This is a genomic window from Aquibacillus koreensis, from assembly GCF_025154055.1.
Taxonomy (GTDB): domain Bacteria; phylum Bacillota; class Bacilli; order Bacillales; family Amphibacillaceae; genus Aquibacillus_C; species Aquibacillus_C koreensis.
On record NZ_JAOALK010000044.1, the window covers coordinates 14,503 to 34,639 of the forward strand.

General features: G+C 39.8%; 28 protein-coding genes. All 28 read right to left on the reverse strand.

Annotated elements, in window-relative coordinates:
* Nucleotides 1-13 precede the first annotated feature (13 nt).
* Complete coding sequence (gene secY / locus NYQ66_RS12515; RefSeq protein ID WP_259869968.1) at nt 14-1,309, reverse strand: preprotein translocase subunit SecY; 1,296 nt, start codon at nt 1,307-1,309, stop codon at nt 14-16.
* Nucleotides 1,309-1,746, reverse strand: a complete 438-nt coding sequence (rplO, locus tag NYQ66_RS12520; RefSeq protein WP_259869969.1) for a 50S ribosomal protein L15 — start codon at nt 1,744-1,746, stop codon at nt 1,309-1,311. The genes secY and rplO overlap by 1 nt, the downstream gene beginning before the upstream one ends.
* A gap of 29 nt (nt 1,747-1,775) precedes the next feature.
* Entirely contained in the window at nt 1,776-1,958 is a 183-nt protein-coding gene (gene rpmD, locus NYQ66_RS12525) for a 50S ribosomal protein L30 (RefSeq protein ID WP_259869971.1), read from the reverse strand.
* Between the two features lie 14 nt (nt 1,959-1,972).
* Nucleotides 1,973-2,476 (reverse strand): 30S ribosomal protein S5, encoded by a 504-nt coding sequence (gene rpsE, locus NYQ66_RS12530; RefSeq protein ID WP_259869972.1) that lies wholly within the window; start codon nt 2,474-2,476, stop codon nt 1,973-1,975.
* A 21-nt stretch (nt 2,477-2,497) separates the two neighbouring features.
* Nucleotides 2,498-2,860 (reverse strand): 50S ribosomal protein L18, encoded by a 363-nt coding sequence (rplR, locus tag NYQ66_RS12535; protein WP_259869973.1) that lies wholly within the window; start codon nt 2,858-2,860, stop codon nt 2,498-2,500.
* Between the two features lie 36 nt (nt 2,861-2,896).
* The gene (gene rplF / locus NYQ66_RS12540; RefSeq protein WP_259869974.1) at nt 2,897-3,433 is read right to left on the reverse strand and encodes a 50S ribosomal protein L6; all 537 of its coding nucleotides are present in this window, start codon (nt 3,431-3,433) and stop codon (nt 2,897-2,899) included.
* Nucleotides 3,434-3,463: 30 nt separating this feature from the next.
* Nucleotides 3,464-3,862, reverse strand: a complete 399-nt coding sequence (rpsH, locus tag NYQ66_RS12545; protein ID WP_259869975.1) for a 30S ribosomal protein S8 — start codon at nt 3,860-3,862, stop codon at nt 3,464-3,466.
* A 29-nt stretch (nt 3,863-3,891) separates the two neighbouring features.
* Nucleotides 3,892-4,077: a 30S ribosomal protein S14 gene (gene rpsN, locus NYQ66_RS12550; protein ID WP_010285078.1), complete on the reverse strand. Its 186-nt coding sequence runs from the start codon at nt 4,075-4,077 to the stop codon at nt 3,892-3,894.
* Between the two features lie 30 nt (nt 4,078-4,107).
* Nucleotides 4,108-4,647 carry a 50S ribosomal protein L5 gene (rplE, locus tag NYQ66_RS12555; RefSeq protein WP_259869976.1) on the reverse strand — a complete coding sequence of 180 codons (540 nt, stop codon included), beginning with the start codon at nt 4,645-4,647 and terminating at the stop codon, nt 4,108-4,110.
* 26 nt (nt 4,648-4,673) lie between these two features.
* Complete coding sequence (gene rplX, locus NYQ66_RS12560) at nt 4,674-4,985, reverse strand: 50S ribosomal protein L24 (protein WP_259869977.1); 312 nt, start codon at nt 4,983-4,985, stop codon at nt 4,674-4,676.
* Nucleotides 4,986-5,024: 39 nt separating this feature from the next.
* Nucleotides 5,025-5,393: a 50S ribosomal protein L14 gene (rplN, locus tag NYQ66_RS12565; RefSeq protein WP_259869978.1), complete on the reverse strand. Its 369-nt coding sequence runs from the start codon at nt 5,391-5,393 to the stop codon at nt 5,025-5,027.
* 41 nt (nt 5,394-5,434) lie between these two features.
* Nucleotides 5,435-5,698, reverse strand: a complete 264-nt coding sequence (rpsQ, locus tag NYQ66_RS12570; protein ID WP_259869979.1) for a 30S ribosomal protein S17 — start codon at nt 5,696-5,698, stop codon at nt 5,435-5,437.
* A gap of 24 nt (nt 5,699-5,722) precedes the next feature.
* On the reverse strand, nt 5,723-5,923 hold the full coding sequence (gene rpmC, locus NYQ66_RS12575; RefSeq protein WP_204501785.1) for a 50S ribosomal protein L29: 201 nt from the start codon (nt 5,921-5,923) through the stop codon (nt 5,723-5,725).
* Nucleotides 5,913-6,347 (reverse strand): 50S ribosomal protein L16, encoded by a 435-nt coding sequence (gene rplP / locus NYQ66_RS12580; protein ID WP_259869980.1) that lies wholly within the window; start codon nt 6,345-6,347, stop codon nt 5,913-5,915. Before rplP ends, rpmC begins: the two co-directional genes overlap by 11 nt.
* 17 nt (nt 6,348-6,364) lie before the next feature.
* Nucleotides 6,365-7,006 carry a 30S ribosomal protein S3 gene (gene rpsC / locus NYQ66_RS12585; RefSeq protein ID WP_259869982.1) on the reverse strand — a complete coding sequence of 214 codons (642 nt, stop codon included), beginning with the start codon at nt 7,004-7,006 and terminating at the stop codon, nt 6,365-6,367.
* Between the two features lie 3 nt (nt 7,007-7,009).
* Nucleotides 7,010-7,351, reverse strand: coding sequence for a 50S ribosomal protein L22 (gene rplV / locus NYQ66_RS12590; protein ID WP_259869983.1), 342 nt, complete (start codon nt 7,349-7,351; stop codon nt 7,010-7,012).
* A gap of 19 nt (nt 7,352-7,370) precedes the next feature.
* Complete coding sequence (gene rpsS / locus NYQ66_RS12595; RefSeq protein WP_259869985.1) at nt 7,371-7,649, reverse strand: 30S ribosomal protein S19; 279 nt, start codon at nt 7,647-7,649, stop codon at nt 7,371-7,373.
* A gap of 57 nt (nt 7,650-7,706) precedes the next feature.
* Nucleotides 7,707-8,537: a 50S ribosomal protein L2 gene (gene rplB, locus NYQ66_RS12600; protein ID WP_259869986.1), complete on the reverse strand. Its 831-nt coding sequence runs from the start codon at nt 8,535-8,537 to the stop codon at nt 7,707-7,709.
* A 33-nt stretch (nt 8,538-8,570) separates the two neighbouring features.
* Nucleotides 8,571-8,861, reverse strand: a complete 291-nt coding sequence (rplW, locus tag NYQ66_RS12605) for a 50S ribosomal protein L23 (RefSeq protein ID WP_259869988.1) — start codon at nt 8,859-8,861, stop codon at nt 8,571-8,573.
* Nucleotides 8,861-9,484, reverse strand: coding sequence for a 50S ribosomal protein L4 (gene rplD, locus NYQ66_RS12610; protein WP_259869989.1), 624 nt, complete (start codon nt 9,482-9,484; stop codon nt 8,861-8,863). Before rplD ends, rplW begins: the two co-directional genes overlap by 1 nt.
* Before the next feature lie 25 nt (nt 9,485-9,509).
* Nucleotides 9,510-10,139: a 50S ribosomal protein L3 gene (rplC, locus tag NYQ66_RS12615; RefSeq protein ID WP_259869991.1), complete on the reverse strand. Its 630-nt coding sequence runs from the start codon at nt 10,137-10,139 to the stop codon at nt 9,510-9,512.
* 31 nt (nt 10,140-10,170) lie between these two features.
* Entirely contained in the window at nt 10,171-10,479 is a 309-nt protein-coding gene (gene rpsJ, locus NYQ66_RS12620; protein ID WP_259869993.1) for a 30S ribosomal protein S10, read from the reverse strand.
* A gap of 1,036 nt (nt 10,480-11,515) precedes the next feature.
* Complete coding sequence (gene tuf / locus NYQ66_RS12625) at nt 11,516-12,706, reverse strand: elongation factor Tu (protein WP_259869995.1); 1,191 nt, start codon at nt 12,704-12,706, stop codon at nt 11,516-11,518.
* 129 nt (nt 12,707-12,835) lie between these two features.
* Entirely contained in the window at nt 12,836-14,914 is a 2,079-nt protein-coding gene (gene fusA / locus NYQ66_RS12630) for an elongation factor G (RefSeq protein WP_259869997.1), read from the reverse strand.
* 171 nt (nt 14,915-15,085) lie between these two features.
* Nucleotides 15,086-15,556, reverse strand: coding sequence for a 30S ribosomal protein S7 (gene rpsG / locus NYQ66_RS12635; protein WP_259869999.1), 471 nt, complete (start codon nt 15,554-15,556; stop codon nt 15,086-15,088).
* Between the two features lie 43 nt (nt 15,557-15,599).
* A complete protein-coding gene (gene rpsL, locus NYQ66_RS12640; protein WP_259870001.1) occupies nt 15,600-16,013 on the reverse strand; it encodes a 30S ribosomal protein S12 in 414 nt (137 codons plus the stop codon).
* Nucleotides 16,014-16,116: 103 nt separating this feature from the next.
* Complete coding sequence (locus NYQ66_RS12645; RefSeq protein ID WP_259870003.1) at nt 16,117-16,368, reverse strand: 50S ribosomal protein L7ae-like protein; 252 nt, start codon at nt 16,366-16,368, stop codon at nt 16,117-16,119.
* 154 nt (nt 16,369-16,522) lie between these two features.
* Nucleotides 16,523-20,137, reverse strand: a complete 3,615-nt coding sequence (rpoC, locus tag NYQ66_RS12650) for a DNA-directed RNA polymerase subunit beta' (RefSeq protein WP_259870005.1) — start codon at nt 20,135-20,137, stop codon at nt 16,523-16,525.

Genomic DNA, 20,137 nt, shown 5'->3' on the forward strand with positions numbered 1-20,137 from the left:
CTTATATCAAATTCTATTTAATAAAACCTTTATAGTGACGTTTAACTAATTGACTTTCTAACTGTTTCATCGTTTGTAGTGCAACACCAACAACGATTAGCAAGCTAGTTCCACCGATTTGTACCGATTGAGGTAAGCCTGCAAGATCACCTAAGATAAGTGGTAACACCGAAACAGCAGCTAGAAAGATAGACCCAACGAACGTTAGACGATACATAACACGAGTAAGATACGTTTCCGTATTTTTACCAGGTCGTATCCCTGGGATATATCCATTTTGTTTCTTAAGGTTTTCTGCCATTTGTTCAGGGTTTACTTGAACAAATGTGTAGAAATATGTGAAAGCAATAATAAGTGCAACATAGATTACCATACCTATTGGTCTTGTATAATCAAAAATGTTATTAATTGTTGCAGCTACGTCATTACCTTCAAAGAAACCAGCAACAGTTCTTGGTGCAATAATAAATGATATTGCAAAAATAACTGGGATAACCCCTGCAGCATTTACTTTTAGAGGTAAATGTGTAGAGTGTCCACCTACTGGGGAACGATTTACTACTTTTTTAGCATATTGAATAGGAATTTTACGTAATGCTTGTTGTATGAAGATAACTCCAACAACAACTGCAAGAACAACTAAGATAATCAAAGCCACAATTACGATATTGATGAATAGTTCATCTCCAACGTTTCCACCAAAGTATTGCTCATATAACTGATTAACACCATTAGGGATTGCAGCAGCAATACCCGCGAAGATAAGAATAGAAATTCCATTTCCAACACCATGCGCAGTAATTTGCTCACCAAGCCACATCAAGAATGCAGTACCGCTCGTTAATACAAGCGCAATTACTGCAAACTTTCCAATGCCTGGATTTTCAATTAATTGACCACCAGTCATCGCATTGAATCCTACAGACATTGCACAAGCTTGGATGAAAGCTAATACGATCGTAGCGTATCTAGTGAATTGAGCTAACTTTCGTCGACCCATCTCACCTTGTTTTTTCCACTCCGAAAACTTTTGTACAACATCCATCTGCAACAATTGCATGATGATGGACGCTGTAATGTAAGGCATAATCCCCATCGCAAAAATAGAGAAGTTTTGCAATGCTCCGCCTCCAAATGTATTTAAGAAACCAAACACACTCTGGTCATTCATAAAGTCAATTGCTTCTTTATCAGAAAATGGCACTGGTATAAAAGTACCTAATCGAAAGACAATTAACATCAATAACGTAAAGATAATTTTATTTCTAATGTCACCCACGCGCATAAAATTGGAGATTGTACGGAACATTAAATCACCTCAGTTTGACCGCCCGCTGCTTCTATTGCTTCTTTAGCAGAAGCAGAGAATTTTTGAGCTTTAACGGTAAGTTTCTTTTCGATTTTACCATTGCCAAGAACTTTAATGCCGGCTTTTAACTTACTTACAACGCCAGTTTCAATTAAAAGCTCAGGTGTTACTTCTGTGCCTTCTTCAAATTTATTCAAAGCATCTAAATTAACGATCGCAAATTCTGTACGGTGAATGTTTGTAAAACCACGTTTTGGTAAACGTTGGAATAAAGGCATTTGACCACCTTCAAAACCAGGGCGTACGCCTCCACCTGAACGAGAATTTTGACCTTTATGTCCACGTCCAGAAGTCTTACCATTACCTGATGACATTCCTCGACCAACACGGTTACGTTCTTTGCGAGCTTGTGATGGCTTTAATTCATGAAGTTTCATGCGAGCACCTCCTCTTTGCACTTACTATTTTATACTTCTTTGACCGCTACTAAATGTGATACTTTATTAATCATACCTCTTACAGCAGGAGTATCTTCACGGACTACTGATTGACGAATTTTGTTTAAACCAAGTGTTTTAACAGTAGCTTTCTGAACTTCAGATCTACCAATAACACTGCGTGTGAGGGTAATTTCTAACTTTTTAGCCATTTGATTTCCCTCCCTTATCCTAACAGTTCTTCTACTGATTTACCACGTAATTTAGCTACATCTTCTGCACGTTTTAAGTCGTTTAAACCGTTCATTGTAGCACGAACCATGTTAATTGGCGTGTTTGATCCTAATGATTTAGAAAGGATATCACCAACACCAGCAAGCTCAAGTACAGCACGAACAGGTCCACCAGCGATTACCCCAGTACCTTCAGATGCAGGCTTCAATAGAATGCTTCCAGCACCGAAGCCACCAGTGATTTCGTGTGGAATTGTCGTACCAACGATTGGTACATTAATTAAGTTTTTCTTTGCATCATCAATAGCTTTTTTAATAGCATCTGGTACCTCTTGCGCTTTACCAGTACCAAATCCTACATGGCCGTTTTTGTCTCCAACTACTACAAGTGCAGCGAAACGGAAACGACGTCCACCTTTTACTACTTTAGCAACACGATTGATCGTAACTACGCGTTCTTCTAGATCCAATTTGTTCGGGTCAATGTTTGTACGCAAAATATGTCCCTCCTTTTACGATTAAAATTCAAGACCTGCCTCACGGGCAGCATCTGCTAATGCTTTTACACGTCCATGATATAAATATCCTCCGCGGTCAAATACCACGTTTTTGTGTCCATTTGCTTGCGCACGAGTAGCGATTAATTCGCCAACTTTTTGTGCTGCTTCAAGGTTGTTTGTAGAATCAAGATTCACTTCTTTATCTACAGTTGAAGCGCTAGCCAATGTTGTGTTATTTACATCATCGATAAGTTGTGCATAGATGTGTTTATTTGAACGGAATACGTTTAGACGTGGACGTTCCGGTGTACCAGTAAGTTTCTTACGAACACGTTGATGTCTTTTCTTACGCACTACGTTTTTATCTGGCTTAGTGATCATCTAGGTCACTCCTTTCTGTTCCCTGACTAAACAGCTTTACTTAGCTGTTTTACCTTCTTTACGACGTACATATTCACCTTCATAACGAATACCTTTTCCTTTATAAGGCTCAGGTGGACGAATGGCTCTAATGTTTGCAGCAACTGCTCCAACCAATTCTTTATCAATACCTTTTACAATTACTTTCGTGTTTGCAGGTACTTCAATTTCGATACCATCACGTTGTTCTACTTCTACCGGGTGAGAATATCCTGCACTAATTACAATTTTGTTACCTTGTTTTTGCGCACGGTAACCAACACCTTGGATTTCAAGCGTTTTTTCGTATCCTTTGTGCACGCCTTCTACCATGTTGCCGATTAAGCTACGAGTAGTTCCGTGTAAGGCACGGTGTTCTTTATTATCGCTTGGACGTTCAACTGTAAGAACGTTATCTTCGATTTTAATAGTCATATCATCATGGAACTTACGAGTAAGTTCGCCTTTAGGTCCCTTTACTGTTACAGTGTTACCATCTAATTTGATTTCAACACCTTCAGGGATTTCTAGAATACTTTTACCAATACGAGACATTCAGGGCACCTCCTATCTTGTCAATATAAATTACCAAATATATGCTAGCACTTCGCCGCCGATCGCTTGCTCACGTGCCTCTTTATCAGATAATACACCTTTAGAAGTTGATACGATAGCAATACCTAAACCGTTCAATACTTTTGGTATTTCATCAGCTTTTGCGTAAACACGCAAACCAGGCTTACTAATACGTTTCAAACCAGTGATTACTCTTTCTTCATTCACACCGTATTTAAGGAAAATGCGAAGTACACCTTGCTTGTTGTCTTCTACATACTCATAATCGCGAACAAAACCTTCACGCTTAAGAATATCAGCAATCTCTTTCTTCACTTTTGATGCAGGAAGTTCAAGCTTCTCATGGCGTACCATGTTTGCATTACGAATACGTGTAAGCATATCTGCAATTGGATCTGTCATAACCATAATTATTTACCTCCTTCCCTAATAGGGGATTACCAGCTTGCTTTTTTAACACCAGGAATTTGACCTTTATAGGCAAGTTCACGGAAACAAATACGGCAAAGTTTAAATTTACGTAACACTGAATGAGGACGACCACAGCGTTCACAACGTGTATATTCTTGTACTTTAAACTTTTGTGTACGTTTTTGTTTCGCAATCATAGATTTCTTAGCCACAATTTTCCCTCCTTTTATCAGCTCTGACGCTTATTTTTGGAAAGGCATGCCAAGTTGAGTTAACAATTCGCGTGCTTCTTCGTCGGTATTAGCTGTAGTAACAATAACGATATCCATACCACGAACTTTACTTACTTGATCATAATTTATTTCTGGGAAAATCAATTGTTCTTTAACACCTAGCGTGTAGTTTCCACGACCGTCAAATGCTTTTTTCGAGATACCACGGAAGTCACGTACACGTGGTAGGGAAACATCAACAAGTTTTTGTAGGAACTCATACATACGCTCTCCGCGAAGGGTTACTTTCGCGCCAATTGGCATTCCTTCACGTAAACGGAAACCAGCAATTGATTTTTTCGCTTTTGTTACCATTGGTTGTTGTCCAGAGATTGCAGCTAGCTCTTCTACAGCGTTATCTAGTGCTTTAGAGTTTTGTACTGCATCACCAACACCCATGTTAATTACTATTTTTTCAACTTTAGGAACTTCCATAACTGAACTATAATTAAATTTTTCAACTAAAGATGAAACGATATCAGATTGATATTTATTTTTTAGTTCGTTCATCGAGTAGCCCTCCTTTCGCCGCTAATTTATTTATCTAACGCTTCACCGGATTTCTTAGCGATACGAACTTTTTTACCGTCACGTACTTCATAACCAACACGAGTTGGTTCGCCAGATTTCGGATCAATCGGCAATACATTAGAAACATGAATAGGTGCTTCAAAGTTAAGAATTCCACCTTGTGGGTTTTCTTGTGATGGTTTCGCGTGTTTTTTCACAACGTTAACACCTTCAACAAGAACACGTTCTTTCTTCGGGTAAGCAGCTAATACTGTACCTTCTTTGCCTTTATCTTTACCAGATAACACCTTTACTTTATCACCTTTTTTTACATGCATGCTATGCGCACCTCCTTACAAGGCTTATCATTACGAGCTTTATAGTACTTCTGGAGCTAGAGATACGATTTTCATAAACTTCGCATCACGTAATTCACGTGCAACCGGTCCAAAGATACGAGTACCTCTTGGGCTTTTATCTTCACGTACAATTACAGCAGCATTTTCGTCAAACTTGATGTATGAACCGTCTTTTCTTCTCATACCACTTTTCGTACGTACGATTACAGCTCTTACAACCTCACCTTTTTTGACAACGCCTCCAGGTGTTGCTTCTTTCACCGTACAAACGATTACGTCACCAATATTTGCAGTCTTACGACCAGATCCACCAAGTACTTTAATAGTTAGTACTTCACGAGCACCAGAGTTGTCTGCAACTTTTAAACGAGACTCTTGTTGAATCATACTGTGTTACCTCCCTTCGGAATCCTTCCGACCGAACTTAGTTAAATAATAACAGCTTCTTCTACAACTTCAACTAAACGGAAACGCTTCGTTGCTGATAGCGGACGAGTTTCCATGATACGAACGATATCACCAGTTTTAGCTTGGTTGTTTTCATCATGTGTTTTGAACTTCTTTGAATACTTAACACGTTTTCCATAAAGCTTATGGAATTTATACGTCTCAACTAATACTGTGATGGTTTTGTCCATCTTGTCAGATACTACACGACCAGTGTAAACCTTACGATTATTACGCTCACTCATTTTGAGGGTAACCTCCTCTCGTTATCAGTTATTTACGCTTAATTCTCTTTCACGAACAACAGTTTTCATGCGTGCAATTGATTTGCGAACTTCACGAAGACGTGCCGTGTTTTCCAATTGACCTGTAGCTAACTGGAAACGCAAGTTGAATAGTTCTTCTTTTAATGCTTTAACTTTTTGTTCAATTTCGGCAGTGGTTAGTTCTCTAATTTCATTAGCCTTCATTGATTTCACCACCAATTTCTTCGCGTTTTACAAATTTAGTTTTAACCGGTAATTTATGAGAAGCTAGACGTAAAGCTTCACGTGCTACTTCTTCAGAAACTCCTGCGATTTCAAACATAATTTTGCCTGGTTTTACAACTGCTACCCATCCTTCTGGAGCACCTTTACCGGAACCCATACGAACTTCTAGAGGCTTAGCTGTATATGGTTTGTCTGGGAAGATTTTGATCCAAACTTTACCACCACGTTTCATATAACGTGTCATTGCAATACGAGCAGCCTCAATTTGACGACTAGTAATCCAAGAAGCTTCAACCGCTTGTAATCCATATTCACCAAAAGCTATTGTAGTTCCACCTTTAGCTTTACCATTCATTTTTCCACGATGTTGCTTACGATGTTTTACACGTTTAGGCATTAACATAATGCGTGCCCCCTTCCTTACTTTTTGTTTTTAGTTGGAAGGACTTCTCCACGATAGATCCACACTTTAACACCAAGTTTACCGTAAGTAGTGTCTGCTTCAGCAGTACCGTAATCGATATCTGCACGCAATGTGTGTAGTGGTACAGTTCCTTCACTATAATGTTCAGCACGAGCGATATCAGCGCCACCTAGACGACCTGATACTTGTGTACGAATACCTTTTGCTCCAGCGCGCATTGCACGTTGAATTGTTTGTTTCTGTGCACGACGGAATGAAACACGGTTTTCTAATTGACGAGCGATATTTTCAGCTACTAATTTAGCATCAATATCAGCTTTCTTAACTTCTACGATATTAATGTGAATTCTCTTACCTGTTAGGGCATTTAGAGATTTACGAAGCGCTTCTACTTCAGATCCACCTTTACCGATTACCATACCTGGTTTAGCTGTTGAGATAGAGATATTCACACGGTTAGCTGCACGTTCGATTTCGATCTTAGAAACAGCGGCATCTTTTAAACGTTGCTCGATGTATTCACGGATCTTGATATCTTCATGCAATAAGTCTGCATAGTCTTTGCCAGCGTACCATTTTGATTCCCAATCACGGATAACGCCAACACGAAGTCCTATTGGATTAACTTTTTGACCCACAGATTATCCCTCCTTCTTTTCTGATACAACCACAGTAATGTGGCTAGTTCTTTTATTAATTTGGCTTGCACGACCCATCGCACGTGGACGGAAACGTTTCATTGTGATACCTTCGTTCACAAATGCTTCGGATATATACAAGTTATCTGTATTCATTTCATAATTGTGCTCTGCATTCGCGATAGCAGAATTTAGTAATTTTTCAACAACTGGCGATGCACCACGTTGTGTGTGCTTTAATATCGCAATTGCTTCTCCTACATTTTTTCCTCGAATTAAATCTATTACCAAACGAACTTTACGAGGAGCTATACGAACAGATTTTGCAACAGCTTTAGCTTGCATCAAGAGTGCCTCCTCTCATTTAGCGTTTTGTTTTCTTGTCATCGCCTGCGTGCCCTTTATACGTTCGGGTTGGCGCGAATTCACCTAGTTTATGTCCTACCATATCTTCCGTAACATATACTGGTACGTGTTTACGACCATCATATACAGCGATAGTGTGACCAACAAAGTGAGGGAAAATTGTAGAACGACGAGACCAAGTTTTAACAACTTGTTTTTTGTTATCTTCGTTCAACTTTTCAACTTTCTTCATCAAATGGTCATCTGCGAAAGGTCCTTTTTTCAAACTACGACCCATACATAAGCCTCCCTTCGCGATTGTCAGACGGGCTTATATCCCCGTCGTTCAACCCCGTTATTTTTTACGTTTACGTACAATAAATTTATCAGTTGATTTATTACGTTTACGTGTTTTGTAACCAAGTGTCGGTTTACCCCAAGGTGACATTGGTGATTTACGTCCGATTGGAGCGCGTCCTTCACCACCACCGTGTGGGTGATCGTTAGGGTTCATTACAGAACCACGAACAGTCGGGCGTTTACCCATCCAACGTGAACGTCCTGCTTTACCAACGTTGATTAATTCATGTTCCAAGTTACCTACTTGACCTACAGTAGCACGGCAAGTTCCAAGAACTAAACGTACCTCTCCAGATGATAGACGAACTAGAACGTATTTATCTTCACGACCTAGGATTTGAGCTTGAGAACCAGCTGAACGAGCTAATTGTCCACCGCGTCCTGGTTTTAATTCGATGTTGTGGATGATTGTACCTACTGGAATACTTGCAAGTGGAAGTGCATTACCTAATTTGATGTCTGCATTTTCACCAGAAATAATTTCAGTACCTACTTGTAATCCTTTTGGTGCTAAGATATAACGCTTTTCACCATCTGCATAGTTGATTAGCGCAATGTTAGCTGTGCGGTTTGGATCGTATTCGATTGTAGCAACGCGTCCTGGTATTCCATCTTTGTCACGTTTGAAATCGATGATACGATACTTACGTTTGTGTCCACCGCCTTGATGACGAACAGTTAATTTACCCTGATTGTTACGACCGCCACGTTTACTTAACGGAGCAAGTAGGGATTTTTCTGGTTGATCAGTTGTGATTTCAGCAAAATCAGAAACTGACATACCACGTCTACCATTAGAAGTTGGTTTATACTTCTTAATCGCCATCTGTTTTCCCTCCTTCATAAATCAATTTTTTATTTAAACACCTTCAAAGAACTCTAGCTCTTTGCTGTCTTCAGATAGTTTTACAATCGCTTTTTTGCGATCTGCGCGGAAACCGCCATATCTACCCATACGTTTGAATTTACCTTTTTTGTTTAAAGTATTTACTTGCTCTACTTTAACACCGAAGATTGTTTCAACAGCGTTTTTGATTTCAGTTTTGTTTGCTTTCGTACTTACTTCGAAAGTGTACTTCTTTTCTGCCATTAAGTCAGCAGAATGTTCTGTAATAACTGGGCGCTTAATAATATCACGAGGATCTTTCATTATGCAAGCACCTCCCCTGCTTTTTCAGCTGCATCTTTTGTCAAGATCAACTTGTCATGCGTAAGCAAGTCTAGTACATTTACTTCACTTACTGTTAATACCTTTACGTTAGGTAGGTTGTTTGCAGAACGCATTACTACCTCATCTTTATCAGCAGTAACGATTACCGCTTTTTCTTCTACCTTTAATGAAGCTAATAGATTAACAACTTGCTTTGTTTTCGGCGCATCGAAAGCTAATGCTTCAAGAACATAGATGCTTTCTTCTTGCACTTTTGAAGATAAAGCAGATTTAAGAGCTAATCTACGAACTTTCTTAGGTAGTTTATAGCTATAGCTGCGTGGTGTTGGACCAAACACTGTTCCACCGCCTACCCACTGAGGTGAACGAATAGAACCTTGACGTGCGCGTCCAGTACCTTTTTGGCGCCATGGTTTACGACCGCCTCCACGTACTTCAGAACGACCTTTTACAGCGTGTGTTCCTTGACGTAATGAAGCGCGTTGCATAACTACCGCATCATGTAATACATGCTCATTTGGCTCGATACCAAATACAGCATCATTTAATTCTACATCGCCTACTTGCGATCCGCTTTGGTTAAATAGTGCTACTTTAGGCATGACATATCCTCCCTTCGAATTGTGATTAGTTAGCCTTTACTGCACTCGTAATTTTAACGAATGATTTCTTCGCTCCAGGTACATTACCTTTGATAAGTAAAAGGTTACGTTCTGTATCGACTTTTACTACTTCTAGGTTTTGGATAGTGATTTGTTCTCCACCCATTTGTCCTGGTAGGTTTTTACCTTTGAATACACGCATTGGGTCAATAACACCCATTGAACCTGGTCTTCTATGGTAACGAGAACCGTGACTCATTGGTCCACGTGATTGGTTGTGACGCTTGATAGAACCCTGGAAACCTTTACCTTTTGAAGTTCCTGTTACGTCAATTACATCTCCTGCTTGAAATACCTCTACGCTTATTTCTTGACCTAATTCATATTCATCAAGATTAGCGTTACGGATTTCACGAACGAAGCGCTTAGCTTTTGTGTTCGCTTTTGCAGCATGGCCTTGTTCAGGCTTATTTGAACGCGATTCCTTAAGATCAGCAAAACCTAATTGGATCGCTTCATAACCATCGTTGTCTAACGTTCTTTTTTGAAGAACTACGTTAGGTTCAGCTTCGATTACTGTTACTGGGATTAACTCGCCTTCTTCTGAGAAAAGCTGAGTCATGCCGACTTTACGTCCTAAGATTCCTTTCGTCATCCGTTACACCTCCTAGAGTGTTAATTTATAATTATAGTTTTATTTCTATATCTACACCAGATGGTAAGTCCAAACGCATTAACGAATCAACTGTTTGTGGTGTAGGGCTCACAATGTCAATTAGACGTTTGTGTGTGCGCATCTCAAATTGCTCACGAGAATCTTTGTATTTGTGTACCGCACGTAGGATTGTATAGATAGATTTTTCAGTTGGAAGTGGGATTGGACCCGATACACTCGCACCTGAACGTTTCGCTGTATCTACAATCTTTTCTGCAGACTGATCTAGGATTCTGTGATCATATGCTTTTAAACGAATTCTTATTTTCTCTTTTGCCATTACTTTCCCTCCTTTATCGCCCATTTTATAATAGACATTCTCCGCGAAAATTCCTTGACACCCTCGCCATGGCAAAGGGGCCGGGTGTGCCAACAACCTTCCGCATCATCGCCTGTTTTATGACCAACATTACTCATTATATAGAATAACTGTGATCAATGCAACCATAATTTTCATTGAATAAAAATATTTATCGCACTTTTGCTATTATACAAGAAACAGTTGTACTATTTCAACCTATTATAGGTGTTTTCTTATTTTACCATTTATTCTATGTGTTGGTTTTTACCATGTGCCCAACTTTGCGTTAGTTCTATTGTTTAACAACCTGAATACGTATCATAATAGATGAACTGTTTCCTTCTATAAGAATACACAAATCTATTGTTGTTTAAACCAAGGTTAGATGATTTAGAGGAATAATGGTGAATTGCTAAGCTTTCTAATACGTGATGATTCGTTAACTATCTTTCGTAGTTAACTAAGCTATTATTACTGCAATAATCGAGTGTAATTGAACAAGTTTCTTTAGAATTAACTCTAACGCGTTCGAAAGCTCTATTTTCTAACGCGTTAATTCTGGGTGCAATCTCTGACGCGTTCGAATCCATCTCTTTCTAACACGTTAATTCTGGGTGCATTCCCTGACGCGTTCGAATCCACCTCTTTCTAACACGTTAATTCTTTGTGCAATCTCTGACGCGTTTGAATCCACCTCTTTCTAACACGTTAATTCTGGGTGCAATCTCTGACGCGTTCGAATTCATCTCTTTCTAACACGTTAATTCTTTGTGCAATCTCTGACGCGTTCGAATCCATCTCTTTCTAACACGCTAATTCTGCGTGCACCCTCTGAAGCGTTCGATCCCTCCTCTTTCTATCGCGTTATTTCTGAGTCGCTCCCTGACGCGTTAATCTTAATTCAACAAATGCGTTTCGAAAATAACTTCACACTTTATATCAATTCTGCTTTAAAGAATTTATTGAACACAAAAAAACAGGCAACGATTTTATCGTTACCTGTTTTACTTTTTAATTATTCAACGATTGTAGCAACAACGCCAGCGCCTACTGTACGTCCACCTTCACGAATAGAGAACTTAGTTCCGTCTTCGATCGCGATTGGAGAGATAAGATCTACTGTCATTTCAACGTTATCTCCAGGCATAACCATTTCTACACCTTCAGGAAGGTTAACTACACCAGTTACGTCAGTTGTACGGAAGTAGAACTGAGGACGGTAGTTACCGAAGAATGGAGTGTGACGTCCACCTTCTTCTTTAGATAGAACATAAACTTCTGCTTTGAACTTTGTGTGTGGAGTGATTGTTCCTGGCTTAGCAAGAACTTGTCCACGGTTGATGTCATCACGTGATACACCACGAAGTAGTGCACCGATGTTGTCACCAGCTTCTGCATAGTCAAGAAGTTTACGGAACATTTCAACACCTGTAATAACTGTTTTCTTAGGAGCTTCAGTGAAACCGATGATGTCGATTTCGTCCCCAACTTTAACTACTCCACGCTCAACACGTCCAGTAGCAACAGTACCACGACCAGTGATTGAGAATACGTCCTCAACTGGCATCATGAATGGCTTTTCAGTGTCACGATCTGGTCTTGGGATATACTCATCAACTGCATCCATTAGTTCATAGATTGCATTTACATATTGCTCTTCGCCTTCAAGCGCTTTAAGAGCAGAACCTTTAACTACTGGTACGTCATCACCTGGGAAGTCGTACTCAGAAAGAAGGTCACGAACTTCCATTTCAACTAGCTCAAGAAGTTCTTCGTCATCAACCATATCACATTTGTTTAGGAATACTACGATTGCAGGTACACCTACTTGACGTGATAATAGGATGTGCTCACGAGTTTGTGGCATTGGACCGTCAGCAGCTGATACTACTAGAATCGCTCCGTCCATTTGTGCAGCACCAGTGATCATGTTTTTAACATAGTCAGCGTGTCCTGGGCAGTCAACGTGTGCATAGTGACGGTTGTCAGTTTCATACTCAACGTGTGCAGTAGAGATTGTGATTCCACGCTCTCTTTCTTCTGGTGCACCATCGATTTGATCATATGCACGCGCTTCACCGATACCATACTTGTTGAAAAGTACAGTTGTGATTGCAGCAGTTAAAGTTGTTTTACCATGGTCAACGTGTCCAATTGTACCAATATTAACGTGGTCCTTGGAACGGTCAAATTTTGCTTTACCCATTTATATTTCCTCCTTCAGTTAAGTAAAAGTTTTTTATTATTTAAATGTATCTTCAGCTTAGAAGCGATATAATCATATTGTTTCTAAGCTTACAATACAAGTTATACTTTAGAATGGTGAAAAAATCAATTATTCACCTGCATTTTTCTTAATAATTTCTTCAGTAATGCTCTTTGGAGTCTCTTCATAGTGATCAAAGTGCATTGTGTAAGTTCCACGTCCTTGTGTGTTAGAACGTAGAGCAGTTGCGTAACCGAACATTTCAGCTAGTGGTACAAAAGCTTTAACAACTTGTGCAGTTCCACGTGCTTCCATACCTTCTACGCGTCCACGACGAGATGTTACGTCACCCATGATATCACCCATATATTCTTCAGGGATAACAACTTCTACTTTCATCATTGGTTCAAGTAGAACTGGGTTACATTTGTTTTTAGCTGCTTTAAGCGCCATAGACGCAGCAACTTTAAACGCCATTTCGTTTGAGTCAACATCGTGATAGCTTCCATCATATAATGTTGCTTTCACGTCAACTAGTGGATAACCTGCGATTACACCATTTTGCATCGCTTCTTTAACACCGGCTTCTACAGATGGGATGTATTCTCTTGGTACAACACCACCGACAACCGCGTTAACAAATTCAAATCCAGCACCTTCTTCGTTTGGTTCAAATTTAATCCAAACGTGTCCGAATTGTCCACGACCACCTGATTGACGTACGAATTTACCTTCCACTTCCGCAGAACCACGGAATGTTTCACGGTAAGATACTTGTGGAGCACCTACGTTAGCTTCCACTTTAAATTCACGTCTCATACGGTCAACGATGATATCTAGGTGAAGTTCACCCATACCTGAGATAATCGTTTGGCCAGTTTCTGGGTTTGTTTCTGTTTTGAATGTTGGATCTTCTTCTGCTAGTTTACCTAATGCTACAGACATTTTATCTTGGTCTGCTTTTGACTTAGGTTCGATAGCTACAGAAATAACTGGTTCAGGGAATTCCATAGATTCAAGGATAACTAGGTTTTTCTCGTCACATAGAGTGTCACCAGTACTAGTATCTTTTAAACCTACAGCACCAGCGATATCGCCAGCATAAACTTCAGAAATTTCCTCACGAGAGTTTGCGTGCATTTGTAGGATACGACCTACACGTTCACGTTTGTCTTTCGTTGAGTTTTTAACATATGAACCAGCTTTTAATGTACCAGAGTACACACGGAAGAATGTTAACTTACCAACGAATGGATCTGTCGCAACTTTAAATGCTAAAGCTGAGAAAGGCTCTTCGTCAGATGACTTACGTGTTACTTTTTCTTCTGTATCTGGAATTGTACCTTCAATTGGAGGTACATCAGTTGGTGCTGGTAGGTAATCGATAACACCATCGATTAATAGCTGAACACCTTTGTTTTTAAATGCAGAACCACAGAATACAGGGTAGAATTCTACTGTTAAAGTTGCATGACGTACAGCAGCCTTTAACTCATCATTAGAAATCTCTTCACCCTCTAAATATTTCATCATTAATTCTTCATCAAACTCAGCTACAGCTTCTATTAGATTAGTTCTGTACTCTTCTGCTTGATCTTTCATATCATCAGGAATAGGACGTGCTTCTGCACGAGTTCCTAAGTCATCCAAGTAAAAGAATGCTTCCATTGTGATCAGGTCAATAATTCCTTCGAAATCATCTTCCGCACCAATTGGAAGTTGTACCGGGTGCGCATTTGCACCTAAACGGTCTCCTAATGTACCAACAGAGTACAAGAAGTCTGCACCGATTTTATCCATTTTGTTAACGAACACGATACGTGGTACACCATAAGTTGTAGCTTGACGCCAAACAGTTTCTGTTTGTGGTTCAACACCAGATTGCGCATCAAGTACAGCTACAGAACCATCAAGTACACGCAGCGAACGTTCTACCTCAACAGTGAAGTCCACGTGTCCTGGTGTGTCAATGATGTTAATGCGGTGACCTTTCCATTGAGCTGTTGTTGCAGCAGACGTGATTGTAATACCACGTTCTTGCTCTTGCTCCATCCAGTCCATTTGTGAAGCACCTTCGTGTGTTTCTCCAATTTTATGGATACGTCCTGTATAGAAAAGAATACGCTCGGTTGCTGTCGTTTTACCAGCATCAATGTGTGCCATGATTCCGATATTACGTGTCTTTTCCAAGGAGAATTCTCTAGGCATGCATATTTCTCCTTCCTATTAGTAAGTTTAGTTGTTTGATAATAATAAACGTAAACGACTTCTAACTAATGTGTAGCCTACGATATGTAGGTTAAGCCAATCCTCGATGCAACAGGAATGTCACGCCCGAGGTTCAACTTAAACTTTAGCAAGAAGCCTGTGCTTTTCTTATTACCAACGGTAATGAGCAAACGCTTTGTTCGCTTCTGCCATTTTGTGCATATCTTCTCTTTTCTTAACTGCTGCACCTGTATTATTTGAAGCATCTAGAATTTCATTTGCTAAACGCTCTTCCATTGTTTTTTCTCCACGAAGACGTGAATAGTTAACAATGTAACGTAGGCCTAATGCTTGACGACGCTCTGGGCGTACCTCTACTGGTACTTGGTAGTTTGAACCACCAACACGGCGAGCACGAACTTCTAATACTGGCATTACGTTCTTCATTGCTTGTTCAAAAACCTCCATTGGTTCTTGACCACTGCGTTCTTTAACAAGTTCGAATGCTGAATAAAGTATTTTTTGTGCTTTTCCTCTTTGTCCATCAACCATAATTTGATTGATTAGACGAGTTACAAGCTTAGAATTGTGTAACGGATCTGGTAAGACATCACGTTTTGCTACTGGTCCTTTACGTGGCATATGTCCCCCTCCTTCCTTTTCGTTGTTTTATGAAACAGTTTTATTATTTTTTCGGTCTTTTTGTACCGTATTTAGAACGTCCTTGCGCACGTCCTTCAACACCGGCTGTATCAAGTGCACCACGAACGATGTGGTAACGCACACCTGGTAAGTCTTTTACACGTCCTCCACGGATTAGAACAACACTGTGCTCTTGTAGGTTGTGTCCAATTCCCGGGATATAAGCTGTTACCTCAATTCCATTAGTCAAACGCACACGCGCATATTTACGCAATGCAGAGTTTGGTTTCTTTGGAGTTAATGTACCAACACGTGTACAAACACCACGTTTTTGCGGAGATGATTGGTTAGTTAGAGATTTTTTAAAGCTATTGTATCCTTTGTTAAGTGCTGGTGAGTCAGATTTTCTACCTTTACTCACACGGCCTTTACGTACTAACTGATTAATTGTAGGCATGTTTTTTCCTCCTTTCAGTAATAAAAATGTAATACCACATATCCAGGTGGTTCATATTTAAGCAAAAAACAAAGTTTTCATGAATATGTCATCCACCAAAACTTTATCGCTTTATCGCCACCGTCGCTGTACCTACATCTATGCCACATGCTTTACCAAGTCTTTTCATAGAATCAACTCGGACACACGGGATATTCATTTCTGCTGCAAGACGCGACACCTTACTAGTTATATGCTGATCAGCATCGTCAGCAATAACCACTTCATTTGCTTCGCCATTCTTAATGGCTTTTATCGTTTGTTTGGTTCCAATGATCAAACCATTTTTCACCTGTGCCACTTTTTCATAAGACATCTTATATCCTCCAAAGCAACAAGATTAACGGAAGCACCTTGAATATAGTATCATCCTATAATTTTAAAGTCAACATAAAATTATAGTTTCTCTATTATTCATTTGTGAGATTCAAGGTACTTCCTAACTTTCACCTTGTTTAAACTATATAAATTTAATAGGTTATTTCTTCGGTAAATGAATCTTCCGTTACCGGCTCAATCACTTCTTCTGTTTCTGCTGTGATTTTACGGTATTTTTGCATACCTGTCCCAGCAGGAACGAGCTTACCAATAATTACATTCTCTTTCAATCCAAGTAACTCATCACGTTTACCTTTAATTGCAGCATCCGTTAACACACGTGTTGTCTCCTGGAATGATGCAGCAGATAAGAATGAATCTGTCTCAAGAGAAGCTTTTGTAATACCAAGCAAGACTGGTCTTGCAGTAGCTGGTTGTTCTCCATCATGCAATACTCTTCTGTTAGCTTCTCTGAACTGATGGATTTCAAGTAGAGAACCAGGTAGTACTTCTGTATCTCCAGCATCGGAAACACGCACTTTACGAAGCATTTGTCTTACCATAACTTCGACGTGCTTATCTCCAATTTCAACCCCTTGCATACGATAAACTTTCTGTACTTCTTTTAGCAAGTAGGATTGAACGCCATCAATACCTTGGATTTTCAGAAGTTCTTTCGGATCAATTGAACCTTCTGTTAGAGCTTGCCCCGCAACGATATGGTCACCGATATTCACTTTAATACGCGCACCATATGGAGCTGTATAAGATCTGTTTTCCACATCACCTTGGATGACAACCTCTTGCTTATCTTTAACTTCATTGATGTCTTGCACGATCCCTTTAATTTCTGAGATAACCGCTTGCCCTTTCGGATTACGCGCCTCAAAAATCTCTTGGATACGTGGTAGACCTTGGGTAATATCACTACCTGCAACCCCACCAGTGTGGAATGTACGCATTGTAAGCTGTGTACCTGGCTCACCGATAGATTGAGCTGCGATAATACCAACCGCTTCCCCAACTTCGACTTCTTCACCAGTCGCTAGGTTACGGCCATAACATTTTTTACATGAACCATGTTTGGTATTACATGTAAAGACAGTTCGAATCAAGACTTTTTCAATACCAGATTCAACAATCTGTTTCGCGATATCTTCTGTAATTACCTCATTTTTACTTACAAGCACTTCATCAGACTCTGGATGACGTACAGATTGGAATGCAGTACGACCTATTAGACGATCGATTAATGGTTCAATCATTTCTGTGCCTTCTGTAATTGCTTGAACAGTTAAGCCACGATCTGTACCACAGTCTTCTTCACGAATAATAACATCTTGCGCTACGTCTACTAAACGACGAGTCAAGTAACCTGAGTCAGCCGTTTTAAGGGCCGTATCGGCAAGACCTTTACGCGCACCGTGCGTTGAAATAAAGTACTCTAGAACTGTTAAACCTTCACGGAAACTTGATTTGATCGGTAATTCAATAATTCTACCAGCCGGGTTGGCCATTAGACCACGCATACCTGCAAGCTGCGTAAAGTTAGATGCGTTACCACGAGCACCCGAATCACTCATCATGAAGATTGGGTTTCTAGGATTAAGTGTTTTCATTAATTTTTCTTGAATAACATCTTTTGCTTGAGACCAGATAGAGATAACACGATCATAGCGCTCCTCATCCGTGATTAGACCACGACGGAACTGCTTTAATACTTTATCTACTTTTTCCTGCGCCTCTTCTAAGATTTCTTGTTTCTCGGCTAATACAACGATATCAGATACACCAACAGTTATACCGGCTTTTGTAGAGTATTTAAACCCTAGATCTTTCATACGGTCTAACATTTTTGATGTTTCACTGATTTTGAAGCGTTTAAACACCTCTGCAATGATATCTCCTAAGATTCCTTTCTTGAAAGGTAAAATAGTTTCGCGTTCTGCAAAAGCTTCTTTTACATTTGTTCCTTTTTCAATGAAATACTTCTCAGGTGTACGCACCTCAAGGTTTTCTTGCGTTGGTTCGTTCATGTATGGGAATGACTTTGGTAACATATCGTTAAAAATTAACTTACCAACAGTCGTTAGTAACAATTGCCCCATTTGTTCATCGGTAAAGTTTTCTTTACCTAGATTCGAAGCTTGAACGGCAATTCTTGTATGCAAGTGAACATAGCCACTTTGATATGCAATTACTGCCTCATTTAAATCTTTGAAAACCATACCTTCTCCGACAGCATCTTTTCGTTCCATCGTTAAGTAATAGTTTCCTAATACCATATCCTGTGATGGTGTAACTACAGGCTTACCATCCTTAGGGTTTAGAATGTTTTGCGCCGCTAACATTAAAATACGAGCTTCTGCTTGCGCTTCTGCAGAAAGCGGAACGTGAACAGCCATTTGGTCTCCATCAAAGTCTGCGTTATACGCTGTACATACTAGAGGGTGTAAACGGATTGCTCGACCCTCTACTAGAGTAGGTTCAAATGCTTGAATACCTAATCTGTGAAGCGTTGGAGCACGGTTTAACAGAACTGGATGCTCTTCAATTACTTCTTCTAAAACATCCCAAACTTCTGGATGTAGTCTTTCAATTTTACGTTTAGCGGATTTAATGTTGTGTGCTAAACCTTTTTCAACTAGCTCTTTCATGATAAACGGTTTGAATAACTCGACAGCCATCTCTTTTGGTAAACCACACTGATACATTTTCAAGTGAGGTCCAACAACGATTACCGAACGACCTGAGTAATCTACACGTTTACCAAGTAAGTTTTGACGGAAACGACCTTGTTTCCCTTTTAACATATGTGATAAAGACTTTAATGGACGGTTCCCCGGACCAGTTACAGGGCGACCACGACGTCCGTTATCTATTAACGCATCTACTGCCTCTTGTAGCATACGTTTTTCGTTTTGAACGATAATGCTTGGCGCACCTAAGTCTAATAATCTTTTCAAACGATTGTTACGGTTAATAACACGACGATATAAATCGTTTAAGTCAGATGTTGCAAAGCGTCCACCATCTAATTGCACCATTGGTCTTAATTCTGGTGGAATGATCGGTAAGACGTCTAAAATCATCCAAGAAGGGGCATTACCAGAGTTACGGAATGCTTCAAGTACTTCTAGACGTTTTATTGCACGAGTTCTACGTTGACCTTGAGCAGTCTTTAGTTCTTCTCTCAACAACTCTACTTCTTTCTCAAGATCAATATCATGTAAAAGCTTCTTGATTGCCTCTGCTCCCATTTGAGCTTGGAATGATTGGCCATACTTATCACGGTATGCTCTATATTCCTTTTCCGACAATAATTGCTTTTTCTCTAAGGCAGTATCTCCTGAGTCAGTCACAATGTAAGCAGCAAAATAGATAACTTCCTCTAATGCTCTTGGGGACATATCTAATACGAGACCCATTCGACTTGGGATACCTTTAAAATACCAAATATGAGAGACAGGGGCAGCTAACTCTATATGCCCCATACGCTCACGACGAACTTTTGCTTTTGTTACTTCTACACCACATCGGTCACAGACAACACCTTTGTAGCGAACTCGCTTATATTTACCACAATGACATTCCCAGTCTTTTTGTGGACCAAAAATTCTTTCGCAGAACAAGCCATCTTTTTCTGGCTTTAACGTACGATAGTTAATTGTTTCCGGCTTCTTCACCTCACCAAATGACCACGAACGAATCTTATCAGGTGAAGCTAAACCTATTTTCATAAACTCAAAATTATTTACATCGATCAA